Origin of the sequence: Stenotrophomonas maltophilia (genome assembly GCF_006970445.1) — a bacterium.
GTDB classification, from domain to species: Bacteria; Pseudomonadota; Gammaproteobacteria; order Xanthomonadales; family Xanthomonadaceae; genus Stenotrophomonas; species Stenotrophomonas maltophilia_AU.
On the sequence record NZ_CP033877.1, the window covers coordinates 4,346,981 to 4,370,533 of the forward strand.

The following is a 23,553-nucleotide window of genomic DNA, read 5'->3' on the forward strand; positions in this document are numbered from 1 at the left end:
CTGTCGACCACGACGGGCTGCCGCGGAAGATGTGACCCAACTTACACGGGCAGCGCGCCGACGGCGATGGGCAATGAAGAATCCGCCGCCGACGGCGCGCAGACCAGGCGGTCCCGCCCCTCGGCCTTGGCCCGGTACAGGGCGGCATCGGCGGCGGCCAGCAAGGTCGACAGGTCGCCCTGCCCCGCGTCCATCGCAAGGCCAACGCTGGCGGTGACCCGCACCGGTCCGTCGGCCAGCAATGCCGGCCGCTGCTGCAGGCGTGTGCGGATCGCGGCTGCCCGCTCCACCGCGTCGCCGCGCGTGCTCCCGGCCAGCACCAGCACGAACTCTTCGCCGCCGTAACGGCCCAGCAGGTGCTCATGGCCCTGCACGCAGTGCTGCAGCGTCGCCGAAAAATGGCGCAGCACCTGGTCGCCGGCCAGGTGCCCCCACCGATCGTTGATCTTCTTGAAGTGGTCCACGTCGATCAGCAACAGCACCAGCGGGCGGCGCTGGCGACGCAGCTTCTGCAGTTGCGCCTGGCCGTCGGCCAGTACCGCACTGCGATTGAGCAGCCCGGTCAGGCCATCGGTGCGGGCCGCACGGCGCAGGTCGACCAGCATGCGCTCGACCAGCAGCAGCACCATCGCGAAACAACGCGCCAGTTCCAGCATCACCCCGGCTATGTAGGTGGCGAACATCGGCGAACCGGTCCGCATGATGTCCTCACCGGCGTCGGGCGCCACCGGCAGGAACAGGCGTATCGCATACAACGCCGCTTCTGCCAGGAACACGGCAGCGGCCAGGCGGCAGCTGGTGCGTTGCTGCGGCGGTGCATGCCGCAGCAGCAACCCGGCGATCCAACCGTCGACGATCAGTGCGAACACACTGAACACCTGCAGGCGCATGCCCAGGTTCGGCCACAGCACCAGGAAGGCGAAGATGCAGGCCATGAACGCGGCCGCCACCAGCAACGGCCGCCACAGCGGCAACGGCTGCTCAAGGTGCAGGGCCACGCCGCGCAGCATCATCAGACCGCAGCCGGCCATCGCCGCATTGCCGGCCAGCACCGCCGGTACCAGTGGCAGGTAGGGCCGCAGGGCCAGCAGGGTCACCCCCAGGGTCAGCAGCCACAGGCTGATGGTCCACTGCCGCAGCACCGGTTGCCCGCGCAGTACGACCAGCAACAGCGAGAACCCCACCGCAATGCCGATGCAGAGCAGGAAGCCAAGCACGGTGATGGTGGGGAAATCCAGGGACATGCGGCGCTCGTCAGCCGGGGCGGCGCGCGCATCTTAGCGCCTTGCGATGCGATCCCCGTGGCGTGTTCCGGCCCGAGGGCGATGCGGGGTCCGAAAACGGCGAGCACGGCAGCCGGTGCACGCGCAGAATCCGCGGCAGACCCAGGAGACGCCCATGCACGCGTGGTACCTCGGTGGCATCGACCACCGCCCGTTCCTGCACCTGTTCGAGATGAGTGACAGCGCGCTCGCCGCGCTCGGCATCCAGCGTCGCTGGGCGGGCGACAGCGGCGGCCATCCCTGCAGGATCAGCCTGAGCGATCCCGCACCTGGCAGCGAACTGCTCCTGCTGTCCCACGCCCACCTGCCGCTGCACTCGCCGTATCGCGCCGCCGGCCCGATCTTCGTACAGCGTGGCGTGACCCGTTGCGTGCTGCCGCCCGGCGAAGTGCCGCCGTATGTGCAGCGCCGGATGATCTCGGTGCGCGCCTATGACCACGCCGCACTGATGCACGGTGCCCAGGTCTGTGCGGGCACCAACATTGCCGACCGGCTGGATGCACTGTTCGCCGACCCCGCGGTGGCCTTTGTCCAGTTGCACAACGCGGCGCATGGCTGCTTCTCGTGCCAGGCGGATCGCGTGGATATACAGACCACGTAGTGCGATCTCCATGACGTGATCGATGCCACGCCGATCACGTGACGTCCAGCGCATCCGTTCAGCCCTGCGTGAAGCCTGCGGGAAGGGCTTCACATGCGCAGTCACGGATCGGCACTGCGATGGTTCCGTCGCCTGCATCGCCACTCGATACTCGCCGTGGTGCCGCCGAAAGTCCGCCGCGCAGCGCAGCTCCTGCGGTCACCGTTCCCTTTCGACGACCACAAGGATGCGCCATGTCATTCCGATCCACACCGCTGCTGCTGGCCACCTCGTTCGTGGCTGCGGGCCTGTGCCTGGCCGGCAACGCGTTCGCCCACGGCACCATGACCACGCCGGTCAGCCGTGTCTATGCCTGCTTCCAGGGCAATCCCGAGAACCCAACCAACCCGGCCTGCGCTGCGGCCAAGGCCATCGGCGGTTCACAGGCGTTCTACGACTGGAACGGCATCAATCAGGCCAATGCCAACGGCAACCACCAGGCCGTGGTGCCCGACGGCAAGCTGTGCAGCGGCAACAACCCGACCTTCCGCGGCCTGGACGTGAACCGCAGTGACTGGCAGACCACGCCGATCCAGCCTGATGCCAATGGCAAGTTCACCTTCGTGTTCAAGGCGACCGCGCCGCACGCCACCCGTGACTGGCGCTTCTTCGTCACCCGCGAAGGCTGGCAGCCGGGCAGCCCGCTGCGCTGGGCCGACCTGCAGGAGTTCTGCACGCTGGGCAATACGCCGCTGTCGGCCGATGGCACCTACAAGCTGCAGTGCACGTTGCCGCAGCGCACCGGCCAGCATGTGATCTACAACACCTGGCAGCGCTCGGATTCGACCGAGGCGTTCTATACCTGCATGGACGTGCGCTTCCAGGGCGGTGGAGGCACTACACCGGCGCCGCAGTGGCAGGATGCCGGTCCGGTCACCGCGCGCGTTGAGCTGCCGGTGGGTACGACGCTGGCACTGCGCGTGTTCAACGCCAACGGCAATGACGTCGAACGCGTCGAGGCCACGCTGGCCAGTGGCCAGACCGGGGCAACGCAGTGGCCGTTGGCGCTGGCCCGCAAGGTCAATGCCAGCGCACAGCATGCACGCGTGGGCGTGCTCGCCAATGGCGTGATCACGCCGGCGGCCTCGGCCACCGACAACCGCGTGTACCTGAAGGACGGCAACCGCTTCCAGCTCGATACCCAGGTGCCGGACCCGGGTACGCCGTCGCCGGGCGGTGATTTCGACCACGTGTACCCGGCGGGCATTGGCAGCTATGTGCCGGGCCAGACCGTGGTGAAGGGCAGCGACGGCAAGCTGTACGCCTGCCGCCCGTTCCCGGAGGGTGCATGGTGCAACGTCAACGCCGAGGCGTACCGGCCGGGAGTGGGTGCCGCCTGGCGCGATGCGTGGATCGCGTACTGAGGCGCCGATGCGGGAGGCGGTGCAGCGTGCACCGCCTTCTGCCTGCAAAGCGGCACAGTGAGCACCGTGTTGCAGATCGATCACGGCCGCCATCGAATTCAAACTTGTCCGATGTTGCCGGCGGGCCTGCATGTAAAGACTGCGCGAGGTTTCCCACACTTCGCAAAGGAGTTCCTGCATGCACCTGTCCCATCGGGCAGTCCTCGTTCTGTCCGTCGTTGCCGGCCTGGCCCTGTCCAGCAGTGCCTTCGCCCACGGCACCATGACCAAGCCGCTCAGCCGCGTGAAGCAGTGCCACGAGGGCAATCCTGAGAATCCGACCAACCCGGCCTGTGCCGCGGCCAAGGCGATCGGCGGCGCGCAGCCGTTCTATGACTGGAGCGCGATCGCCCACGGCAACGCCAATGGCAACCACCGCGACCTGGTGCGTGATGGCGAGCTGTGCAGCGCGAGCATCCCCAAGTACCGCGGCCTCGATCTGAACCGCAGCGACTGGCCGACCACGCCGGTCCGCGCCGATTCGCGCGGCCGCTACACCTTCGAATTCCGGGCGCCGGCGCCGCACGCCACCCGCGAATGGAAGTTCTACGTCACCCGTGATGGCTGGCAGCCGGGCAGCCCGCTGCGCTGGGCCGACCTGCAGGAATTCTGCACGCTGGGCAACGTGCCACTGTCCGAAGGCGGTGTCTACAAGCTGGACTGCCCGCTGCCCAAGCGCAGTGGCCAGCACATCATCTACAACACCTGGCAGCGCTCGGATTCGCAGGAAGCGTTCTACACCTGCATGGACGTGCGCTTCGAAGGTGGCGGTGGCGTGGTTCCGCCGCCGCAGTGGCAGGATGCCGGCGCGGTAACCGCCAATGGTGCACTGGACGTGGACAGCACCGTGACCCTGCGCGTGTTCAATGCCAACGGCAATGACCTGGAGCGTGTGGAAACCAAGCTGGCGACCGGCCAGACCAGCCCGACGCAGTGGCCGCTGGCCCTGGCTCGCAAGGTCAATGCCAGTGCACAGCATGCGCGCGTGGGTGTGATGAAGAACGGCGTGATCACGCCGGTCGCGTCGGCCACCGACAACCGCGTGTACCTGAAGCCGGGCAACCGCTTCCAGCTGGAAACCCAGGTGCCGGGTCCGGGCCCGATCGATCCGGTCGATCCGCCGGGCGGCGACTTCGACTTCGTGTATCCGGCCGGCCTCGGCAGCTACAAGCCGGGCGAGACCGTGGTGAAGGGCAACGACGGCAAGCTGTACGCCTGCCGCCCGTTCCCGGAAGGCGCCTGGTGCAACATCAACGCCGATGCCTACCGCCCGGGCACCGGCTTTGCCTGGCGCGACGCCTGGATCGCGTACTGAGGCAGGGCACCGGGGGCGGCGCGATGCCGCCTCCGGTTCATGGGGTTGCCGGCCAACGGCCGGCACTACCAGGGTCCATGCGATTGCCGGCCAGCGGCCGGCACTACCCGGGATTATTTGCTGCTGACGTACTTCTCGCGGCGGATCTGCGGGTTGCCCAGGCCGGCAGCCTTCAGCAGTTCGGCACAGGCATCGACCATGTCCGGGTTGCCGCACAGGTAGGCGATGTCGGTGGCCGGGTCCGGGGTGAAGCCGGCCAGCGCCTGCTGCACGTAACCGTGCTGCACGTCCGGGTGCGGGTCGGCGGGCAGTTCGCGCGACAGGCACGGAACATAGCGGAAGTTCGGGTGCTTTTCGGCGAAGCTGTAGAAATCTTCGCTGTACAGCAGCTCACCGGGGCTGCGCGCGCCCTGCAGCAGCACGATCTGCACGCCGCGTTCGGCCATGGCCTTCTCCAGCAGCGGCAGCATCGAGCGGTAGGGGGTCACGCCGGTACCGGTGGCGATCAGCAGGTAACGGGCGTTGTGGTCGCCGGGGTTCAGGCAGAAGCGGCCGTAGGGGCCGGACGCACTGATCTGGCCGCCGTGCTCCAGCGCCTCGAACAGCGCCGTAGCGGCGCCACCGGGCACGAAACTGACCGCGATATCGACCGCTTCGCCCGGACCCAGCGCGTGGTCGTGGATGGTCGCCAGCGAGTAGCTGCGCTTGGTTTCGGTGCCGTCGGCGTAGCTGAAATGGACCTGGATGAACTGGCCGGGCTGGAAATCCAGCGGCTGTCCATCGTCACGCACGAACTGGTAGTGGCCTACGGTCGGGGCCAGCATGCGGCAGCCGACCAGCTTGAGGGGGAATTGAACAGGCACGACTTTTCGGGACAGTGTGTAGCCGGGGCAAGCCCTCGGGGTCTTCTATAATAGCCCCTCCCCGCCCCTCTCCAGCGCCAGCCCATGGGCGCGAAGGCTTCGAGCTTGGCATCCCAGAACGATATGGCGCCCGCCCTGCGCGTGCGCGACCTGCGCAAGACCTACGACAACGGCACCCAGGCCCTGAAGGGGGTTTCCCTGGAAGTGGCCCCGGGCGACTTCTTCGCCCTGCTCGGCCCCAACGGTGCCGGCAAGTCGACCCTGATCGGCATCATCAGCTCCCTGGTCAACCTCAGCGAGGGCAAGGTGGAGGTGTTCGGCAGCGACCTGGTTCGCAACCGCAGCGCCACCATGCGCCTGATCGGGCTGGTACCGCAGGAGATCAACTTCAACCTGTTCGAAAAGCCCTTCGACATCCTGGTGAACTACGCCGGCTTCTACGGCGTGCCGCGCGAGGAAGCCGAGCAGCGCGCCGAAGAGGAACTGAAGCGGGCGCACCTGTGGGAAAAGGCGCAGGTGATGAGCCGTACGCTGTCCGGCGGCATGAAGCGCCGGCTGATGATCGCCCGCGCGATGATGACCCGCCCGCGCCTGCTGATCCTGGATGAGCCGACCGCCGGCGTGGACATCGAGATCCGCCGCGACATGTGGCGCGTGCTGAAGGAGATCAACGCCGCCGGCACCACCATCATCCTCACCACGCACTACCTGGAAGAAGCCGAGTACCTGTGCCGCCACCTGGCGATCATCAACCACGGCCAGATCGTCGAGCAGGGGCCGATGCGCACCCTGCTGGCCAAGCTGGACGTGGAAGGCTTCCTGCTGGACATCGACGGTGACCTGCCGGCGCAGCTGCCGGTGATCGAAGGCGCGACGCTGACCGCGCCGGACCCGCATACGCTGGACATCGACATGCCGCGCGCGATGGACCTCAACCGCGTGTTCGCCACGCTCAACGAGTCCGGCATCCGCGTGCGATCGATGCGTACCAAGAGCAACCGCCTGGAGGAGCTGTTCGTGCGCCTCACCGGCAACCAGGAGAAGCCTGCATGAGCACCACCGAGCTGACCGACGGCCAGCGCAACCGCATCGCACTGATGACCATCGTGCGCCGCGAAGTCGCCCGCATCATGCGCATCTGGGGCCAGACCCTGGTGCCGCCGGCAATCACCATGACCCTGTACTTCCTGATCTTCGGCCGCCTGATCGGCTCGCGGGTTGGCGACATGGGCGATTACAGCTACATGGAGTTCATCGTGCCGGGCCTGGTGATGATGAGCGTGATCCAGAACAGCTACGGCAACATCAGTTCCTCGTTCTTCGGTGCCAAGTTCGGCCGCCACGTGGAAGAGCTGCTGGTCAGCCCGATGCCGAACTGGGTAATCCTGTGGGGTTACGTGGCCGGCGCCGTGCTGCGCGGCCTGATGGTGGGCGTGATCGTGCTGATCATCGCGATGTTCTTCACCCCGGTGCGCATCCCGCACCCGCTGGTGATGCTGACCACGGTGATCCTGGGTGCGACGATCTTCTCGCTGGCCGGTTTCATCAACGCGGTGTATGCGAAGAAGTTCGACGACGTGGCGATCGTGCCGACCTTCATCCTGACCCCGCTGACCTACCTGGGTGGCGTGTTCTATTCGGTGAAGCTGCTGCCGGGCTGGGCCGAAGCGGCCACGCATGCGAACCCGATCTTCTACATGGTCAATGCGTTCCGCTATGGCCTGCTGGGCAGCAGCGATGTGCCGCTGCCGGTGGCCTACGGGTTGATGCTCGGCTTCGTGGTGGCGCTGACGGCGCTGGCGCTGTGGCTGCTGCGTCGCGGCGTGGGCATGCGCAGCTGAGTTTTGCGTGCAGGGCCTGCGGCCCTGCACCCGCTGAATCAACGTCAACTTCAACGGCAACTGCAAAAGCTGACTATCCGTGGGATGGCGGGGTGGATCCGATTGCGGGAGACGCCGTAAACCCCGCTCCGCGGTCCGGCCCAGCCGCTGGCGGCTGTGCGTTCGGGCGCTTGCGAAGCAGTGCTTCGCAAGCAAAGCGCCCTCACCCCTGGGGGCTTGGCCGCGGCATCCATGCCGCGGACACTCCCGCAGCCGGACCCACCCCGCCTTCGACAAATTCCTGCGACTTGCCGGGATGTCGTTCTGCGCTGCTGTTGGTGGGTGTCGACCTTGGTCGACACGGTAGATCCACGCCATGCGTGGATGAAGCGTTCCCTGTAGAGCCAAGCCGATGCTTGGCTCTTTTCGTTTCGGATTACGGCTAGTCTGTGGCGATGAAGATCACTTCCATTGCATTGGACAAGGCCGTATCGGATGGTCCGATCGATGCCTTCAGCCATGTCCTGCTGAGCGAGTCGCCCACGCTGGATGAGGTGCTGGATTGCCTGGCCTCGCTGCACATGGCCGATCCCCGCCATCGCTACCTGTGCACGCTCGATGATGTCGGCCAGTGCCGCTACACCAGCATGCATGCGTCCGACGACGAACGCATCGCGCTGTACGAGGACGAAGACCCGGCGACGCCGGAAGATGCGTTGGCGGCACGCGAGCGGTTGCTGGCGCATGTGGTCGCGCAGCTTGAGCATTCCACGCATCGGTTGGAGTGGACAGCGCTGGCGGGCACGTTGATGTGCAGCGACGAGGACATCGAGGCGCTGGTCGCCGCCAATGCGACACCGGATCTCATCGTCGACGACGTCGTCTGCGTGCAGCAGGTGCCCGTGACCCGTTACGACCTGCTGATCGCCGCCCTACCCAACGGCTACTTCAGCGCGGACTGGGACATCTTCCAGAACCACGCCCTGATCCAGCACCTGCAGCAGCACTATGACTACCGCCTGTTCGGACTCGGTGCGTCGTGGCTCGGCTTCCAGCGCGACCGCGCACCATCGCCTGCAGAGGCGAGCGCGTTGGTCGCGGACCTGCAACGCATCTACGCGGCCGGAACCCACGGCACCTGGTCACAACTGGCTGCAACGCTGGCCACCCGCACCACACTGCTGTTGGGCTACACCGAAGACTTCAGCGAACAACTGCCCTGAGCACCGCTCTACACGAGCTCGCGCAGCGAGCGACCCGCTTCCGCTCTTGATCTGTTTTCCGTGGTGGCCGCGCCCGGAACATGTCCGTGGCCGGGCGGGTAGGTTGCGCAGGGGCGTGAGCCGCATGGATGCGGCGACCGAGCTTACAGGGATGTACTTGCAGCGCACCCTGCGCGGCCTACCCGCCCGGCCAACCCCAATGAACAGTGCATTCCGCGAACCACCACGAGGGGCACCGCCGTTGGCCGCAATCTCCGGCACAATCGAAATCCTGATTCCCCAGAAAACGGTGAACGTGCAATGCGCATCCTGATCCTCGGCGCCGGTGGTACCGGCGGTTACTTCGGCGGTCGCCTGGCCCAGGCCGGCGTCGACGTGACCTTCCTCGTGCGCCCCGCACGCGCCGCCCAGCTGGATCGCGACGGCCTGGTCATCCGCAGCCCACTCGGCGATGCCCGCTTCCCGGTGCAGCACGTCACCGCTTCTGCGCTGCCCGCATTGGCCGCGCAGAAGCCGTTCGACCTGGTCATCCTCAGCTGCAAGGCCTACGACCTGGACAGCTCGGTTGACGCCATTGCCCCGGCCGTTGGCGCAGGCACCACCGTACTGCCGATCCTCAATGGCCTGCATCACTACAACGCGCTGGATCTGCGCTTCGGCCGCGATGCCGTGCTCGGTGGCCTGTGCTTCATCAGCGCCACCAAGGCGCCCGATGGCGCAGTGCTGCATCTGGGCAAACCGGCCAAGCTCACCTTCGGCGAGCGCGACGGCGGCGCGGTCTCCGCGCGCGTGCGCGAATTCGCTGCGGTCTGCGCGCAGGCCAACCTGGATCACCTGGCCAGCGAACGCATCGGCCAGGAACAGTGGGTCAAGTACACCTTCCTGACCGCGCTGGCGGCAGCGACCTGCCTGCTGCGCGCCGACATCGGCACCCTCGTCGCCACCGATGACGGCGAGGCCATCGTGCGTGGCCTGTACGACGAATGCCTGGCCGTGGCCGAGGCCGCCGGTGAACCGATTCCCGAGGCCGCGCAGGACACCGCGCGCGGCACCCTGACCCAGGCTGGCTCGGCATTGAAGGCATCGATGCTGCGTGATCTGGAAGCCGGCCAGCAGGTGGAGGCCGAACAGATCGTCGGCGACATGCTGGCACGTGCGCGCAAGGCCGACCAGGAAGCCCTGCTGCTGCAGGTCGCGTACAGCAGCCTGCAGGCTTACCAGGCACTACGCGGCGCGTGAGCCTCACCTTGCAGGACACCGCGCTGCCGTCGCGGGTGCTGATCCTCGGCCTGGGCTGGAGCGGACGCGTTCTGGCCCTGCACCTGCAGGCGCAGGGCGTGCGCGTAGCCGGCACGGTGCGCGCCCCCTCGGCGACGCCGGACGATGGCCTGCTGCGGCATCCACTGCGCAGCGATATCCCGCCATCGCCTGCCCTGCTCGATGAGATCGCACGGGCCGACGCCGTGCTGAGCAGCGTGCCGCCGGATGCCGAGGGCGACCCGGCACTGCGCCTTCTGCTGCCGGCACTGCAGGGCAGCCCGGCACTGCGCTGGGTCGGCTATCTGTCGTCCACGTCGGTGTATGCCGACCGCGCCGGGGGTTGGATCAACGAGCGCAGTGAGGCTGATGCCACCGAAGTGGCCGGCGTGCAGCGTGTGCGCGCCGAGGCCCTGTGGCGTGCCCTTGCGGAAGAACGTGGTATCGCCTCGGCGGTGTTCCGCCTGCCGGGGCTGTATGGTCCTGGCCGCAACGCCCTGCTGCAGTTGGCCGAGGGCCGTGCCCGCCACGTGATCCGCCCGGGCCTGGTGTTCAACCGCCTGCATGTGCAGGACCTGGCAACCGTCATCACCGCAGCGATGCGGCGACCGACCCAGCAGGGGCTGTACCTGCCCAGCGACGACGCCCCGGCACCGCCGCAGGATGTGCTGGCCTTCGCCGCACAGCTGGGCGGGTTTGCGATGCCGCCTGCCGTGGCCTGGGACGATCCGGCATTGAGCCCGACGTTGCGGCGCTTCTACGAGAGCAACAAGCGCATCGATAGTCGAGGCACGCGTGAAGCATTGGGCTGGGAACCGAGGTTCCCCAGCTACCGTGAGGGCCTGCGCGACCTGCTCCGGTAGTGCCGGCCGCTGGCCGGCACTACCCGATCAACCCGCGTCGGGCAGGCGGAAGAACGTACGCGTCGCGGCAGTCGCGTTGGCCGCCGTCACTGCCACGTCCTCGCCACGGTCACGTGCCAGTTCCTCCACGATGTGCGAGAGGAACATCGGTTCGTTGCGGCGATCCTTCGGCATCGGCTTCAGCGTGCGCGGCAGCAGGTACGGCGCGTCGGTCTCGATCATCAAGCGGTTGGCCGGGATGTTCTTCACCAGTTCGCGCAGGTGCGCGCCGCGGCGCTCGTCACACAGCCAGCCGGTGATGCCGATGTACCAGTCCTGGTCGAGGTAATCGAACAGCTCATCGCGTTCACCGGTGAAGCAATGCACCACCGCCGGGCCGATGCGACCTTCGAAGTTCTTCATCTGTGCCATGAAATCGGCATGCGCGTCGCGCTGGTGCAGGAACAGGGGCTTGCCATTGTCCGCGGCCAGCTGCAGCTGGCGCTCGAACGCACGGTGCTGGGCCGGGCGCGGCGAGAAATCACGGAAGTAGTCCAGCCCACACTCCCCCACCGCCACCACTTCCGGGTGGGCATGCAGCGCGCGCATCTCGGCATCGCATTCCTCGGTGTATTCCACCGCGTGGTGCGGGTGCACGCCGGCGGTGGCGTACAGGAAGCCGGGGTGCTGCTGCGCCAGCTGCACGGCCAGCGGTGAGTGCTCGCGGCTGGCACCGGTGATGACCATCTGCACCACGCCGGCCTGGCGCGCGCGGTCCAGCACGGCATCGCGATCGCGGTCGAAGGAGTCGTGGGTCAGGTTGGCGCCGATATCGATCAGGTGCATGGTCATCGCGGGGGAAAAGTGCCCGCGCATTGTACCTGCGCCCGCCGTGGCCCCTTATCCTTTGCACATGAACGCCCCGCTCTTCCCGATTTCCCCGCTGCTGCCGCAGATCCAGCAGCACCTGGCCGTGCAGCCACGACTGGTGCTGGAGGCCCCACCCGGTGCCGGCAAGACCACCCAGGTGCCACTGGCGCTGCTCGATGCACCGTGGCTGCAGGGGCGGAAGATCATCCTGCTGGAACCGCGCCGGGTCGCCGCGCGCAGCGCCGCGCTGTTCATGGCGCGGCAGCTGGGCGAAGAGGTCGGTGGCACGGTCGGCTACCGCATCCGCTTCGAGAACAAGGTTTCGGCGCGCACGCGCATTGAAGTCGTCACCGAAGGCATCCTGACCCGCATGCTGCAGGACGACCCGATGCTGGAAGAGGTCGGTGCGATCCTGTTCGACGAATTCCACGAGCGCCATCTCAGCGGCGACCTCGGCCTGGCGCTGGCGCTGGATGTGCAGGCGCAGCTGCGCGATGACCTGCGCCTGGTGGTGATGTCGGCCACGCTGGACGGCGAGCGGCTGGCACGCTTTCTCGACGCGCCGCGGCTGAGCAGCGAGGGCCGCAGCTACCCGGTGGCGATCAGCCACTTCCCGGCGCGCCGCGATGAGGCACTGGAACTGCAGGTGCGCCGCGCGGTGCAGCAGGCCCTGGCCGAACACCCCGGTGACCTGCTGGTGTTCCTGCCCGGCCAGCGCGAGATCGCGCGGGTGCAGGCTGGCCTGCAGGAATCACTGGATGCCGGCGTCGAAGTGCTGGCGCTGCACGGTGAACTGCCGGTGGAACAGCAGGCGCGCGTGCTGCAGGTGGCCAGTGATGGCCGCCGTCGCGTGGTGCTGGCGACCAACGTCGCCGAGTCGTCGGTGACGCTGCCCGGCGTGCGTGTGGTGATCGACAGTGGCCAGGCGCGCGAACCGCGCTACGACCCCAACAGTGGCTTCACCCGGCTGGACGTGGTGGCCATCGCGCAGGCATCGGCCGACCAGCGCGCGGGCCGCGCAGGCCGCGTCGCCGAAGGCGTCGCCTGGCGGCTGTGGCCGCAGTCGCAGCGGCTGGAGCCGCAGCGCCGCGCCGAAATCGACCAGGTGGAACTGGCCGGACTGGCGCTGGAGCTGGCGGCCTGGGGCAGCAGCGATCTGCGCTTCCTTGATCCGCCCCCGGCGGGTCCGATGGGGGCGGCGCGCGAACTGCTGCAGCGGCTCGGCGCGCTGTCCAGCAGTGGCGCGATCACCGCGCTCGGCCGGCGTGTGCTGGCGCTGGGCACGCATCCACGAATGGCGGCGATGCTGCTCGCGGCGCCCGATGCCCGCGCGCAGGCGCTGGCCGCCGATCTGGCCGCCCTGCTGGAGGCGCGCGATCCATTGCGCCAGGGCGGTGACGCACTGGCGGCGCGTTGGCGCGCACTGGCCGCGTTCCGCAATGGTCGCGCGCCGGGCGATGCCAACCGCAGCGGTCTGGCCGCCATCGATGCGGCCGCCAAGCAGTGGCGACGTCGCCTGCGCTGCGATGCCGCGCCACCGGCCAGCATCGAGGCGCACGAGCTGGGTGACCTGCTCGCACATGCATTCCCGGACCGCATCGGTGTCCAGCACCCCAGCGATCCGCTGCGCTACCTGCTGGCCAATGGTCGCAGCGCACGCCTGCATGAGCTGAGCGACCTGCGAGGCGAACCGTGGCTGGTGGCCAGTGAACTGCGCTTCGAGGCACGCGACGCGCTGCTGCTGCGTGCCGCACCGGTGGACGAAGATCGGCTGCGCAAGGCGTGGCCGGAGCGCTTCGTCACCGAAGACGTGGTGCGCTGGGACAGCGAGCGACGCGCCCTGGTGGCACTGCGCGAGACCCGTTTCGACCGGATCGTGCTGGACAGCCGCTCGGCCGGCCGGGTCGATCCGCAGCACGCCGCGCAGGCGCTGACCGACGCGGTGGCCGAGCTCGGCCTGCAGGCGCTGCCGTGGACCGAAGGCCTGCGCCAGTGGCAGGCACGGGTGGAATCGCTGCGGCGCTGGATGCCCGAGCTCGGCCTGCCCGACTGCAGCGACGACGCCCTGCTGGCCACGCGCGCGCAATGGCTGCAGCCCGCGTTCGCCGGCAAGACGCGACTGGATGCGCTGGATGAGTCCAGCTTCGGCGAGGCGCTGAAGTCACCGCTGGAGTGGTCACAACGGCAGCTGGTCGAACGCCACGCACCGACCCGCATTACCGTGCCGTCCGGACTGGAGCGGCCGATCACCTATGCGCTGGACAGCGAGAGCGGCGATCCGCTGCCGCCGGTGCTGGCGGTGAAGCTGCAGGAACTGTTCGGCCTGGCCGACACGCCGCGCATCGCCGATGGCCGCGTGCCGCTGACCCTGCACCTGCTCTCCCCCGGCGGCCGCCCGCTGCAGGTCACCCAGGACCTGCGCAATTTCTGGGAAAACACCTACGCCGAAGTAAAAAAGGAAATGAAGGGTCGTTACCCACGCCATCCGTGGCCGGATGATCCGTGGACAGCCACGGCCACGCACCGGGCCAAGCCGCGCGGAACCTGAAGGCCGGGGTCAGAGCCCTTTCCGCAAGGGAAAGGGATCCGACCCCACCCTGCCTGATCCTGAATGGCTGGGGTAGAGTCACACCACGTGCGTCCCCGACTGACATACCGTTTACGGGCAACGCGCGACACTGGACTTCGACCCGAGGCAAAGGACCCCCGCATGAGCAAGCTGACCGTAATCACCGACCGCGCTCTGGAGCGCGCCCTGGAGCTGGCCCACACCGCCGGCGATGGCCTGAAGAGCGCCGGTGGCAGCCTGCGCAATGCGGACTGGATCAAGACCGGCGCCGCCATCGGCGCAGTGAAGACCGGCGGCAAGGCCGCGACCAAGTTCGTGCGCCGCAATCCGGCAGTGGCCGTGGCCGCTGCAGCGGTGGGTGTCGGCCTGCTCGGCTATGCGCTGTACCGCAAGCAGCAGAAGAAGAAGGCCGCCAATGGCCACGTGGTGAATGGGCAGGCGCAGCGCATCAGCGCGCGTGACCGCCGCAACGACACCGTCGTGGACGAGCACAGCGATATCGGCAGCGATGCGTGAGTCTGCCCGGGTCAGAGCCCTTCCTGCGGAAGGGGTCTGACCCCACCAGCTACGAGAGGGTCGGGTACCGGAAGGTATCCGGCCCTTTCTGTTTCAACCGATCTGCCGCCACTGTCCCGGCTGCAGGTCGTCCAGCCGGTACGGTCCCATCGACACCCGCACCAGCCGCAACGTCGGCAGGTTCACCGCCGCGGTCATCCGCCGCACCTGGCGGTTGCGACCCTCCCGGATCGTGATCGCCAACCAGCTGTCAGGCACGGTCTTGCGGAAACGTACCGGCGGGTCGCGCGTCCACAGCGACGGCGCCGGATCGAGGCGCTCGATCTTCGCCGGCAGGGTCGGCCCGTCGTTGAGCACCACGCCATCGCGCAGCTGTTGCAGCTGCTCGTCACTGGGCATGCCTTCCACCTGCACCCAGTAGGTCTTGTCGGCCTTGTGCTTCGGGTCGGTCAGCTTGTGCGCCAGCGTGCCGTTGTCGGTCAGCAGCAGCAGGCCCTCGCTGTCATGGTCCAGCCGGCCTGCGGCATACACGCGCGGCGGCAGGCCGAACCCGGCCAGGGTCGGTCGCGGCGGCACGCTGCGGTCGGTGAACTGGCAGAGCACGTTGAAGGGCTTGTTGAAGGCGATCAGCATTGCGGGCACGGCGGGTGGCAGGTAAGGCATTGTCCCATTCCCACATCGCCGCCGCGATCACCGGCTACTCAGCCGAAGACCTTCCTTTCCATCAACAGCGCGACGAGCACCAGCACGACGCCGCACGTGGCGGCAGCGTTGGCCTGGTACCGCAGCCGCGCTACCGGTGGGCAGGCCCTGCGCGCACGCTCGTCCCAGAGGCCACCAACGAGCAGCGCCGCAAAACCTGCCGCCGCCACGAGGTCATGCAGGTGACCCGCATGGAACACGAAGTCGTACAACCGCGGCAGCGCCATCAACGCGAAGGCGAAGTACAGCACTTTCTTCAACAGCACACTCCATTGACGGCAGCGCCGGGCATTGCCCGGCGGCTACCCATTCCATCCGACACCGCGCTGCGCGCTGACCGGACGCAGCCCGGCGCCACCGGCTACGGCTTGATGAAGCGCAGGGTCATGCGGTCGCTTTCGCCGATCGCCTGGTACTTCGCATCATCGGCCTTGTCGTGCTGGTTGGTCGGCGGCAGCGTCCACACACCGTTCGGGTGGTCCTTGGTGTCACGCGGGTTGGCATTGACCTCGCTGCGTGCGTCCAGCTTGAAGCCGGCGGCTTCGGCCATCGCGATCACCTGCTGCTGGCCGACATAGCCGGTGTCATCGTCGTCGGCCACATCGGTCTTGGCGCGATGCTCGACCACGCCCAGCACGCCGCCAGGTTTGAGCACGTTGAAGAAGCCCTGGAACATGCCCTGCGCCTGGCCGGCCTTGCGCCAGTTGTGCACGTTGCGGAAGGTCAGCACCACGTCGGCTGAACTCGCTGGGCCGAACACCGGCTTGGCCGGATCGTAGGCAACCACGGCGGTCTTGCCGAACTGTGCCGGGGCGCCGGCGTACTTCTTTTCCAGGCTGTCGCGGCTGCGCTGCTGGTAGTCACGGCCGCGGCCTTCGGGCACGGCCATCGGGTCGACCACGGCGGCAACATAGTGGCCCTTGTCATGCAGCAGCGGCGCCAGGATTTCCGAGTACCAGCCGTTGCCGGGGGTGATCTCGATGACGGTCTTTTCCGGCGTCACCTTGAAGAACGACAGCGTCTGCGCCGGATGACGGAAGCCATCGCGCTTGACGTTGCTGGCATCGCGGGTCGGCGCCTTCACCGCCGCGTCGATGGCCGGCGACACCTGGATCTTCGCCGGCGCCACCGTGGCAGGTGCGGCGAACGCGGGAACAGCGGCAAGCAGGGCCGAGGCGAGCAGCAGGCGGCAACCACGCAGGGACGAAGCAGGCATCATCGGGACGACTCCAGCGGAAGATGCGGCGAGACTAGCAGCCGCGGCGTCCCAGGTGTTCACAAAACGTTAGCCCGGTGCAGGTTGCGGAACACTGTTTTGTGGTCACCGCCGCAGCACGGTCACACAACGCGCTCTATTCTGGAGCACTTCCCCCAAGGAGTCCGTGCCCATGACGGCAACCCGCGAACTGGGCCGTTCCGGCCTGCATGTACGTCCGCTCGCCTTCGGTGGCAACGTGTTCGGCTGGAGCGCCGATGAGAAGGCCAGCTTCGCCCTGCTCGATGCCTTCGTCGATGCCGGCTTCAACCTGGTCGACACCGCCGATGTGTATTCGGCGTGGGTGCCGGGCAATGCCGGCGGCGAATCGGAAACACTGATCGGCAAGTGGTTTGCCCGCAGCGGCAAGCGCGACAAGGTGGTGCTGGCGACCAAGGTGGCCAAGTGGGCCGAGCGCCCCGGCCTGACCCCGGACAACATCAATGCCGCGGTCGAGGATTCGCTGCGCCGCCTGCAGACCGACGTGATCGATCTGTACCAGGCCCACGAGGATGACGAGTCGACACCGCTGGAAGCGACCCTGGCCGCGTTCGGCCGGTTGATCGAAGCCGGCAAGGTGCGTGCGATCGGTGCTTCCAACTACAGCGCCACGCGCCTGGCCGATGCGCTGAAGGTGTCCACCGACTACAAGCTGCCGCGTTACGAAACCCTGCAGCCGGAGTACAACCTGTATGACCGCGCCGGCTACGAGAAGGAACTGGAACCGCTGGTGCAGCGCGAACAGATCGGCGTGATCGGCTACTACGCGCTGGCCAGTGGCTTCCTCAGCGGCAAGTACCGCACGCCGGCCGATGCAGCCAAGAGCCCGGCGCGTGGCGAGAACGTGGTGAAGCGCTATCTGAACCCGCGCGGCCTGCGCATCCTGCAGGCACTGGATGACGTGGCCAGCAAGCACAGCGCCAGCGCTGCACAGATCGCACTGGCGTGGCAGATCGCACGGCCGTCGATCACCGCACCGATCGTCAGCGCCACCAGCGTCGAACAGCTGCACGATCTGCTGGCGGCGGCCAACCTGTCGTTGAGCGTGCAGGATGTCGCGCAGCTGGATGCCGCCAGCACAGAAGCCTGAGTTGTAGTGCCGGCCGCTGGCCGGCATTGCACACATACCGAAGAAAATAATTGAACAAAATGGTTGCACGCGACTAAATCGTGGTTTATCGTGCGCACCTCGTTTCAACAACCGCTGGAAACTTCCCTTGAACGCGCATTCCGTCGCCATCGCCAAACTGCTGCCATGCCTGCGCATGGACGGGCCGGCGCGCGCGTTCGGCAAGGAAGACCAGCTGACAACGGCCTGATACCCGCCCTGCGGAGATCGGCCACCCCGATCTCCGAGGCTTGACGACGCCCTCGGAACGCAAGTCCCGGGGGCGTTTTCGTTTGCGTCGGCACAAGGACCCGCGATGCCAGAACTGCCCCCCGCGCGGCGACCCGCCGCCCACTGACCCAGGCTTTTCCCTCCCCGCCGAAGGATTTACTTCGCGCGATCGGCAGCGCCTGGACATTATCTGCATCGCATCAAAACATTATCGCTCGCCGATAATGTCGATGGCCTGCACCCTCGATTCTCCAACGGTCCCGTTTCAACCACGGGCTGGTGCGCGCGGCGTTGCCGTGGCGTATGCCGGAGGTCGCGGACATGCCATCGTCTGGATCGCCTGCTGGAGGCAGGCGCCGGTTCGCCGGTACGCGGTTCGATTCCGCGCGGTCCCCAACTGGATAGCTCAGTAGGGTAGAGCAACGGATCCGTAATCCGTCTGTCGTGGGTTCGACTCCCACTCCAAACCACATGACCTGTCACGTCATGACTTGAAGCAACACCCGGGGCGCAAGCCCCAGCGGCCATCGTCGCCGTCCACCGTCATCGCCTTCGGGCGGGGCGTGGAAGGCAGCGGACCGCACGCCGGGCCCCGGTCCGCCGCCACTGCCAGCCACGTTCCGCCCCGGTGCTGCCTGCCGGGAACGACGATGGCGGCACTGCCGGTGCACCGGAGGCTCCGCGCGCGGACCGTCCGCCGATGGCCGCCCTCTTCCGCTGCCTGCACGTGGTGTGCAGGCGGCCCTGCCACGACCTGATCGACCCGGGTCAGGGCGATTCATCCGCAACGGGTCGAACCACCAGAGCCATACAAGGAGAGACTCCCATGTTCTGGACCATCAAGGTCGTGATCGGCGACGGCGAGCGCGGCCTGGTATATCGCAACCGTCGTTTCCAGCAGATCCTGCTGCCGGGCGTGCACCGCCTGTCGCCGTTCGGCGGCCGCCCGCACGTGGACATCCACACTGCATCGAAGGGCGCGGCCTACACCGGCAGCGACCAGGACAGCCTGATCGAGGCACTGGGCGCGCGGTTGGACACCCACTTCGTGCTGGCCAACGTCGGCGCCAGCGAGGTCGGCCTGTTGCTGCGCAACGGCCGCATCGATGAAGTGCTGCCGCCGGGTAGCCGCCGCCTGTACTGGCGCGGTTCGGTCGACACCCAGGTACGCGTGATGGCGCTGGGCGACGAGCCACGCATTCCGGCGGACGTGCAGCAGCGCCTGGGCCAGCTGGGCGTGCTGCCGCGTGTGGCGGTGATCAGCACCGTGCCGAGCGAGTCGGTGGGCCTGCTGTTCATCGATGGCACGCTGCGGCAGACGCTGGACGCCGGCCTGCACGCGTTCTGGAACTTCAACGGCAACGTGTCGGTGGAGCGTGTGGAACTGCGTGCACGTTCGCTGGACGTGTCCGGCCAGGAGCTGCTCAGCCGCGACAAGGTGACCCTGCGGGTGAACCTGGCCGCGACCGTGCAGGTGATCGACCCGGTGCGTGCACACCGCACGCTCAGCAATGCCGATGAGTTCGTCTATCGGCAGCTGCAGTTCGGCCTGCGCCAGGCGATTGCCGCGCGCAGCCTGGACGAGCTGCTGGGCGACAAGGCGGCACTGGACGGCGAGATCGCCGCCCATGTGCAGGCGGCGATCGAGGGCCACGGCGTGCGGCTGCTCGGCGTGGGCATCAAGGACGTGATCCTGCCGGGCGAGATGAAGGAGATCCTCAACGGCGTGGTGCTGGCCGAGAAGCAGGCCCAGGCCAGCGTGATCCGTCGTCGCGAGGAGGCCAACGCCACGCGTTCGCAGCTCAACACCGCAAAGCTGATCGAGGACAACCCGGTGCTGATGCGCTTGAAGGAGCTGGAGGCACTGGAGAAGGTCACCGAGAAGATCGACAAGCTCACCGTGTTCGGCGGCCTGGATGGCGTGCTGAAGCAGCTGGTGACGATCAGGTAGGGGGTAGCGGTGGCGCAGGGACGCGCCGCCGGCCCATCAAGGACATACACGAAGACATGGACATTCAACACAACTATCAATGGCTGCACGTCGAGGGCACCACGCCGATCAAGGGCTGGGTCAACGGTGTGCCGCTGGAAGCGCAGGCGCATGAGCAGCTGCGCAACATCGCCGCGATCCCGTTCGTCGGGCCGTGGCTGGCCGTGATGCCGGACGTGCACCTGGGCAAGGGCGCGACCGTGGGCTCGGTGATCCCGACCCGCGGTGCGATCATCCCGGCCGCGGTCGGCGTCGACATCGGCTGCGGCATGGCGGCGGTGCGCACCACGCTGCGCGCCAATGACCTGCCCGATGACCTGCGGCAGCTGCGCAACAGCATCGAGCGCAGCATCCCGGTCGGCAACGGACGTGGCGGCGAGCATCAGCGCATGCCCGACAGCATCCACACCCGGCTGGTGCAGTCCGGGCTGGCCGCCGGCCTGGAGAAGATCAAGGACAAGCACCGCAGGATCCGCACCGACAAGCTCGACCGCCAGCTGGGTACGCTGGGTGGCGGCAATCACTTCATCGAACTGTGCCTGGACGAGACGGACACGGTGTGGGTGATGCTGCACAGCGGATCGCGCGGCACCGGCAACCTGATCGGCACCTACTTCATCGAGAAGGCACGCGAGGAACTGGCCCGGCGCGTGCTCGGCTTCCACCTGCCGGACAAGGACCTGGCCTTCTTCATGGAAGGCGAGCCGCTGTTCGATGACTACGTCGAAGCCGTGTCGTGGGCGCAGGACTACGCCCGGCAGAACCGCGAGGCGATGATGTCGCGCGTGCTCGCCGAGATGCGCCACCGCTTGCCGAAGTTCCAGCTGGCGGCGATGGCGGTGAACTGCCACCACAACTACGTGCAGAAGGAAACGCACCGCGGGCAGGAGCTGCTGGTGACGCGCAAGGGCGCGGTCAGCGCGCGTGAGGGTGAGCTGGGCATCATTCCCGGCAGCATGGGCACGCGCAGCTACATCGTGCGTGGCAAGGGCAACGCGGACAGCTTCCACAGCTGCAGCCACGGTGCCGGCCGGGCGATGAGCCGTGGCACGGCGCGCCAGCAGATCACGCTGGCCCAGCACCGCGAGGCCACGGCGCATGTGGAATGCCGCAAGGACAGCGGCGTGCTGGACGAGTCACCGGCCGCGTACAAGTCGATCGACGACGTGATGGCCGCGCAGCTGGACCTGGTCGACGTGGTGCATACCCTGCGCCAGGTGCTGTGCGTGAAGGGATGATGGAGCGGTGCCGGTCAAGGCCGGCACCCACCGCGCGTGGATGCAGCGGCGCAGACCACGCCTGGCATCCACCGTGGCTCAATCGTGCTCGATCCCACACCAACCCGGCAGATAGCGGGCATCGGCGTGCCGTGCATGTTCGGTGGCGTTGGCCACTGCCTGCTGGAAATCGCGGCGGATCTGCTTGCGGGTCATCCGCTGGCGGAAATGATCGGCCCACAGAAACTCGGCGAAGGGCTGCACCGATTTGGCGTAGCCGCCGCGACGGCGAACCTCGCCGGCCAGCGAGCGATGCGGATCGTCGGCCAGCTCCAGTAGCGATTTCGGCATCGCCGACGGCGGCTGCCGCACACCCTCGGCATCGAACGGATGCGCCCAGCAGTAGCGCTCCATCACCGTCCAGAACAGTTTCCTCGGCAGGTGTGACAGATCCGCCTGCACTACGGTCAGCACATGTTCGATGCCCTCCTCGTGCAGGGCCAGCGCCAGATGGTGATGGTCGACCAGGTACAGGCGGTTCGACGGCCCCACCACCACCGGCACCATGTGCCGCCCGAGGTAGCGCTCCTCGCCTTCGTTCGGCAAGGTCTTCCACTGCGCGCGCTTGCGCTGCACCTCCAGCAGGCCCACGCTCATCTGCGTCGGCCGCAGGTCGAGGATGGCGACCGGCGAAAGCCGCGGTTCGGGAATACGGGTCATGGCGTACCTCGTGTGCGGTAGTGGTCAACGGCCTGCTGCACGCTGTGGGTGGCTCCGTCCGGCCCCAGCAGGGCGGCGATGCCGAAACGCTCCAGCGCCTGCATCGCGCGTACCGAGCCCAGCCGCGCAATGACGAACGCGATGCCCTGCTGCTGGCAGAGACCAATCATCTCGCGCAGGGTCTGCGCTGCGCTGTAGTCGATCTCGACGATCGCGCTGCCTTCCAGCACGATCAGCCCCGGCGCGGGCGTCGCATCGATGCTGGCCAGCAGCTGCCGCTTGAAACTGTCGGCGTTGGCGAACAGCAGCGGTGCCTGGAACGCCAGCACGGTCACGCCCGGCTCGGTCTCGCCACGGCTGCCCGGCCACCAGACCGTGCTGCCCGGCAGGCGGGTCAGCGTCATCATCGGGCTGTGCGCGATCATCCACACGCCATGCAGCAGGGCCAGGCCCACACCCATCGCAATGCCCGACTGGATCGGCAGGCAGACCACCGCCAGGAAGGTCAGCACCGCCAGCAGCGCTTCGCCGCGCGCGCGGCGGGCAATGTCGATCAGCACGCGCAGGCGGAACAGGCGCACCGCCACGAACAACAGCACACCGGCCAGCGCTGCATCGGGAATGGCACCGAGTACCCTGCCGCCGCAGAACGCCAGCAGCATCACCAGGGCCGCGGCGATCAGCGCGCCCAGCTGCGACGTCGCACCGGCCTCCACCACCACGGCGGTGCGTGGTGGGCTGGCATTGACCGGAAACGCACCGAACGCGGCCGAGAGCAGGTTGCCGGCGCCGACACCGAGGAAGTCCTTGTTGACGTCGGGCTCTTCCTCGCCGGGAAACGCGCGGTCAACGGCGGCCACCTGCATGATGATGACCAGGGTCAGCAGCAGCGCCAGCGGGACCAGGGTCGTGAGCGTCGCCAGCGCGGGCAGCTGCCACGGCGGCGGATACGGAGACACTGCGCCGAGGGTTGCCACGCCCAACCGCTCGGCGCCCAGCAGGGCAACCAGCAGCGTGGCGATGGCCACCGCGATCAGCGCGCCGGGAATGCGCGGATTGATGCGGTCGCACAGGCCCATCGCCAGCAGCACGCCAAAGCTGATCAGGGTCGGCAGCAACTGCGCGTGCGGAAGGGTCCACAGCAGTTCATACAGGCGTTCGGGCAGCTCACTTGAAGACAGGCTGACACCCAGTGCCACCGGCAACTGCGAGGCCGCGATATGCACGGCGATGCCGCCGAGGAAGCCGGTCACCACCGGCACCGACAGCAGCGCGGCGACCACGGCGATCCGCAGCAATGCCGCCAGTGCCAGGAACACGCCGACCAGCAGCGCCAGCAGCACGGCACTTCCGGCCAGCGCGCTGGCCTGTTGCGCGGCCAGCCCAGCCAGGGTGAGCGCGAAGATCGGCGTGATGGTGGAATCGGCACCGACCGTCAGCCGGCGGTTGCGGCCCAGCAGCACGAAGCCGAGCGTGGCGCCGACGAAGGCATAGAAACCAACCTGCGGCTCGAAGCCACCCAGCCGTGCCGTCGCCATCTGTTCGGGCAGGGTGATTGCCGCCAGGGTTATGCCGGCGATGGCATCGCGCGTAGCCTGCGCCGGTCGCCAGCCACGCAGGCCCTGCAAAGGGGCCAGCAGCGATCTGAGGCGGTTTGCTTCGTCCATGCCGGGCCCGGGCTGCGTGGGTGCGTTGCGTCCACTATCAGCGTGGGGAAGTGGAAATGGTG

21 protein-coding genes and 1 tRNA gene are annotated in these 23,553 nt (G+C 67.7%); 14 read left to right on the forward strand and 8 right to left on the reverse strand.

Annotation, left to right across the window (positions count from 1 at the left end):
- Nucleotides 1–41 precede the first annotated feature (41 nt).
- Complete coding sequence (locus EGM71_RS19930; protein WP_188486650.1) at nt 42–1,244, reverse strand: GGDEF domain-containing protein; 1,203 nt, start codon at nt 1,242–1,244, stop codon at nt 42–44.
- A 154-nt stretch (nt 1,245–1,398) separates the two neighbouring features.
- Here EGM71_RS19930 and EGM71_RS19935 point away from each other — a divergent pair, with 154 nt between their 5' ends.
- From EGM71_RS19935 to EGM71_RS19945, 3 genes are all read left to right on the forward strand, one after another.
- Entirely contained in the window at nt 1,399–1,884 is a 486-nt protein-coding gene (locus tag EGM71_RS19935) for a DUF1203 domain-containing protein (protein WP_188486652.1), read from the forward strand.
- 233 nt (nt 1,885–2,117) lie between these two features.
- Nucleotides 2,118–3,287: a lytic polysaccharide monooxygenase gene (locus tag EGM71_RS19940; RefSeq protein WP_188486654.1), complete on the forward strand. Its 1,170-nt coding sequence runs from the start codon at nt 2,118–2,120 to the stop codon at nt 3,285–3,287.
- 178 nt (nt 3,288–3,465) lie between these two features.
- The gene (locus EGM71_RS19945) at nt 3,466–4,641 is read left to right on the forward strand and encodes a lytic polysaccharide monooxygenase (protein ID WP_188486656.1); all 1,176 of its coding nucleotides are present in this window, start codon (nt 3,466–3,468) and stop codon (nt 4,639–4,641) included.
- 113 nt (nt 4,642–4,754) lie between these two features.
- Here EGM71_RS19945 and EGM71_RS19950 read toward each other — a convergent pair whose 3' ends face one another.
- Nucleotides 4,755–5,504: a ferredoxin--NADP reductase gene (locus tag EGM71_RS19950; protein ID WP_188486658.1), complete on the reverse strand. Its 750-nt coding sequence runs from the start codon at nt 5,502–5,504 to the stop codon at nt 4,755–4,757.
- Between the two features lie 84 nt (nt 5,505–5,588).
- Between EGM71_RS19950 and EGM71_RS19955 the strand changes: the two genes are divergently transcribed.
- The 5 genes from EGM71_RS19955 (at nt 5,589) to EGM71_RS19975 (ending at nt 10,667) form a co-directional block, all read left to right on the forward strand.
- Nucleotides 5,589–6,557, forward strand: coding sequence for an ABC transporter ATP-binding protein (locus EGM71_RS19955; protein WP_188486660.1), 969 nt, complete (start codon nt 5,589–5,591; stop codon nt 6,555–6,557).
- Entirely contained in the window at nt 6,554–7,345 is a 792-nt protein-coding gene (locus EGM71_RS19960; protein ID WP_188486662.1) for an ABC transporter permease, read from the forward strand. The genes EGM71_RS19955 and EGM71_RS19960 overlap by 4 nt, the downstream gene beginning before the upstream one ends.
- A gap of 434 nt (nt 7,346–7,779) precedes the next feature.
- Nucleotides 7,780–8,547, forward strand: coding sequence for a hypothetical protein (locus EGM71_RS19965; RefSeq protein ID WP_188486664.1), 768 nt, complete (start codon nt 7,780–7,782; stop codon nt 8,545–8,547).
- A 300-nt stretch (nt 8,548–8,847) separates the two neighbouring features.
- Nucleotides 8,848–9,786 carry a 2-dehydropantoate 2-reductase gene (gene panE / locus EGM71_RS19970; protein ID WP_188486666.1) on the forward strand — a complete coding sequence of 313 codons (939 nt, stop codon included), beginning with the start codon at nt 8,848–8,850 and terminating at the stop codon, nt 9,784–9,786.
- Nucleotides 9,783–10,667, forward strand: a complete 885-nt coding sequence (locus EGM71_RS19975) for an epimerase (RefSeq protein ID WP_223224513.1) — start codon at nt 9,783–9,785, stop codon at nt 10,665–10,667. Before panE ends, EGM71_RS19975 begins: the two co-directional genes overlap by 4 nt.
- A 27-nt stretch (nt 10,668–10,694) precedes the next feature.
- Here EGM71_RS19975 and EGM71_RS19980 read toward each other — a convergent pair whose 3' ends face one another.
- Nucleotides 10,695–11,492 (reverse strand): TatD family hydrolase, encoded by a 798-nt coding sequence (locus tag EGM71_RS19980; protein WP_032129204.1) that lies wholly within the window; start codon nt 11,490–11,492, stop codon nt 10,695–10,697.
- A 67-nt stretch (nt 11,493–11,559) separates the two neighbouring features.
- On the opposite strand from EGM71_RS19980, the gene hrpB reads away from it, so the two are divergent.
- Both hrpB and EGM71_RS19990 read left to right on the forward strand, forming a co-directional pair.
- Nucleotides 11,560–14,064, forward strand: a complete 2,505-nt coding sequence (gene hrpB / locus EGM71_RS19985; protein WP_188486668.1) for an ATP-dependent helicase HrpB — start codon at nt 11,560–11,562, stop codon at nt 14,062–14,064.
- Nucleotides 14,065–14,226: 162 nt separating this feature from the next.
- The gene (locus tag EGM71_RS19990; protein ID WP_005420251.1) at nt 14,227–14,601 is read left to right on the forward strand and encodes a hypothetical protein; all 375 of its coding nucleotides are present in this window, start codon (nt 14,227–14,229) and stop codon (nt 14,599–14,601) included.
- 93 nt (nt 14,602–14,694) lie between these two features.
- On the opposite strand, the gene EGM71_RS19995 is transcribed toward EGM71_RS19990, so the two are convergent.
- The 3 genes from EGM71_RS19995 to EGM71_RS20005 all read right to left on the reverse strand — a co-directional run bounded on the left by EGM71_RS19995 (nt 14,695) and on the right by EGM71_RS20005 (nt 16,522).
- On the reverse strand, nt 14,695–15,234 hold the full coding sequence (locus EGM71_RS19995; protein ID WP_049447048.1) for a pseudouridine synthase: 540 nt from the start codon (nt 15,232–15,234) through the stop codon (nt 14,695–14,697).
- Between the two features lie 68 nt (nt 15,235–15,302).
- Nucleotides 15,303–15,569 (reverse strand): hypothetical protein, encoded by a 267-nt coding sequence (locus EGM71_RS20000; protein WP_223224514.1) that lies wholly within the window; start codon nt 15,567–15,569, stop codon nt 15,303–15,305.
- A 95-nt stretch (nt 15,570–15,664) separates the two neighbouring features.
- A complete protein-coding gene (locus tag EGM71_RS20005; RefSeq protein ID WP_188486672.1) occupies nt 15,665–16,522 on the reverse strand; it encodes a class I SAM-dependent methyltransferase in 858 nt (285 codons plus the stop codon).
- Nucleotides 16,523–16,691: 169 nt separating this feature from the next.
- Between EGM71_RS20005 and EGM71_RS20010 the strand changes: the two genes are divergently transcribed.
- The 4 genes from EGM71_RS20010 (at nt 16,692) to EGM71_RS20030 (ending at nt 21,125) form a co-directional block, all read left to right on the forward strand.
- Nucleotides 16,692–17,648: an aldo/keto reductase gene (locus tag EGM71_RS20010; RefSeq protein ID WP_188486674.1), complete on the forward strand. Its 957-nt coding sequence runs from the start codon at nt 16,692–16,694 to the stop codon at nt 17,646–17,648.
- Nucleotides 17,649–18,294: 646 nt separating this feature from the next.
- Nucleotides 18,295–18,367: transfer RNA gene (locus tag EGM71_RS20020), tRNA-Thr, on the forward strand.
- A 356-nt stretch (nt 18,368–18,723) separates the two neighbouring features.
- Nucleotides 18,724–19,848 (forward strand): slipin family protein, encoded by a 1,125-nt coding sequence (locus EGM71_RS20025; RefSeq protein ID WP_188486676.1) that lies wholly within the window; start codon nt 18,724–18,726, stop codon nt 19,846–19,848.
- Nucleotides 19,849–19,904: 56 nt separating this feature from the next.
- On the forward strand, nt 19,905–21,125 hold the full coding sequence (locus tag EGM71_RS20030; RefSeq protein WP_188486677.1) for an RtcB family protein: 1,221 nt from the start codon (nt 19,905–19,907) through the stop codon (nt 21,123–21,125).
- A gap of 78 nt (nt 21,126–21,203) precedes the next feature.
- Here EGM71_RS20030 and EGM71_RS20035 read toward each other — a convergent pair whose 3' ends face one another.
- Both EGM71_RS20035 and EGM71_RS20040 read right to left on the reverse strand, forming a co-directional pair.
- Nucleotides 21,204–21,824 (reverse strand): ParB-like protein, encoded by a 621-nt coding sequence (locus EGM71_RS20035; protein ID WP_188486679.1) that lies wholly within the window; start codon nt 21,822–21,824, stop codon nt 21,204–21,206.
- The gene (locus EGM71_RS20040) at nt 21,821–23,491 is read right to left on the reverse strand and encodes a SulP family inorganic anion transporter (protein ID WP_188486680.1); all 1,671 of its coding nucleotides are present in this window, start codon (nt 23,489–23,491) and stop codon (nt 21,821–21,823) included. The genes EGM71_RS20035 and EGM71_RS20040 overlap by 4 nt, the downstream gene beginning before the upstream one ends.
- Between the last annotated feature and the right edge of the window lie 62 nt (nt 23,492–23,553).

Coding starts and splice junctions, on each gene's coding strand:
- EGM71_RS19930 (WP_188486650.1), bottom strand. CDS start 1,244: ATGTCCCTGGATTTCCCCACCATCACCGTGCTTGGCTTCCTGCTCTGC.
- EGM71_RS19935 (WP_188486652.1), top strand. CDS start 1,399: ATGCACGCGTGGTACCTCGGTGGCATCGACCACCGCCCGTTCCTGCAC.
- EGM71_RS19940 (WP_188486654.1), top strand. CDS start 2,118: ATGTCATTCCGATCCACACCGCTGCTGCTGGCCACCTCGTTCGTGGCT.
- EGM71_RS19945 (WP_188486656.1), top strand. CDS start 3,466: ATGCACCTGTCCCATCGGGCAGTCCTCGTTCTGTCCGTCGTTGCCGGC.
- EGM71_RS19955 (WP_188486660.1), top strand. CDS start 5,589: ATGGGCGCGAAGGCTTCGAGCTTGGCATCCCAGAACGATATGGCGCCC.
- EGM71_RS19960 (WP_188486662.1), top strand. CDS start 6,554: ATGAGCACCACCGAGCTGACCGACGGCCAGCGCAACCGCATCGCACTG.
- EGM71_RS19965 (WP_188486664.1), top strand. CDS start 7,780: ATGAAGATCACTTCCATTGCATTGGACAAGGCCGTATCGGATGGTCCG.
- panE (WP_188486666.1), top strand. CDS start 8,848: ATGCGCATCCTGATCCTCGGCGCCGGTGGTACCGGCGGTTACTTCGGC.
- EGM71_RS19980 (WP_032129204.1), bottom strand. CDS start 11,492: ATGCACCTGATCGATATCGGCGCCAACCTGACCCACGACTCCTTCGAC.
- hrpB (WP_188486668.1), top strand. CDS start 11,560: ATGAACGCCCCGCTCTTCCCGATTTCCCCGCTGCTGCCGCAGATCCAG.
- EGM71_RS19990 (WP_005420251.1), top strand. CDS start 14,227: ATGAGCAAGCTGACCGTAATCACCGACCGCGCTCTGGAGCGCGCCCTG.
- EGM71_RS19995 (WP_049447048.1), bottom strand. CDS start 15,234: ATGCTGATCGCCTTCAACAAGCCCTTCAACGTGCTCTGCCAGTTCACC.
- EGM71_RS20005 (WP_188486672.1), bottom strand. CDS start 16,522: ATGATGCCTGCTTCGTCCCTGCGTGGTTGCCGCCTGCTGCTCGCCTCG.
- EGM71_RS20010 (WP_188486674.1), top strand. CDS start 16,692: ATGACGGCAACCCGCGAACTGGGCCGTTCCGGCCTGCATGTACGTCCG.
- EGM71_RS20025 (WP_188486676.1), top strand. CDS start 18,724: ATGTTCTGGACCATCAAGGTCGTGATCGGCGACGGCGAGCGCGGCCTG.
- EGM71_RS20030 (WP_188486677.1), top strand. CDS start 19,905: ATGGACATTCAACACAACTATCAATGGCTGCACGTCGAGGGCACCACG.
- EGM71_RS20035 (WP_188486679.1), bottom strand. CDS start 21,824: ATGACCCGTATTCCCGAACCGCGGCTTTCGCCGGTCGCCATCCTCGAC.
- EGM71_RS20040 (WP_188486680.1), bottom strand. CDS start 23,491: ATGGACGAAGCAAACCGCCTCAGATCGCTGCTGGCCCCTTTGCAGGGC.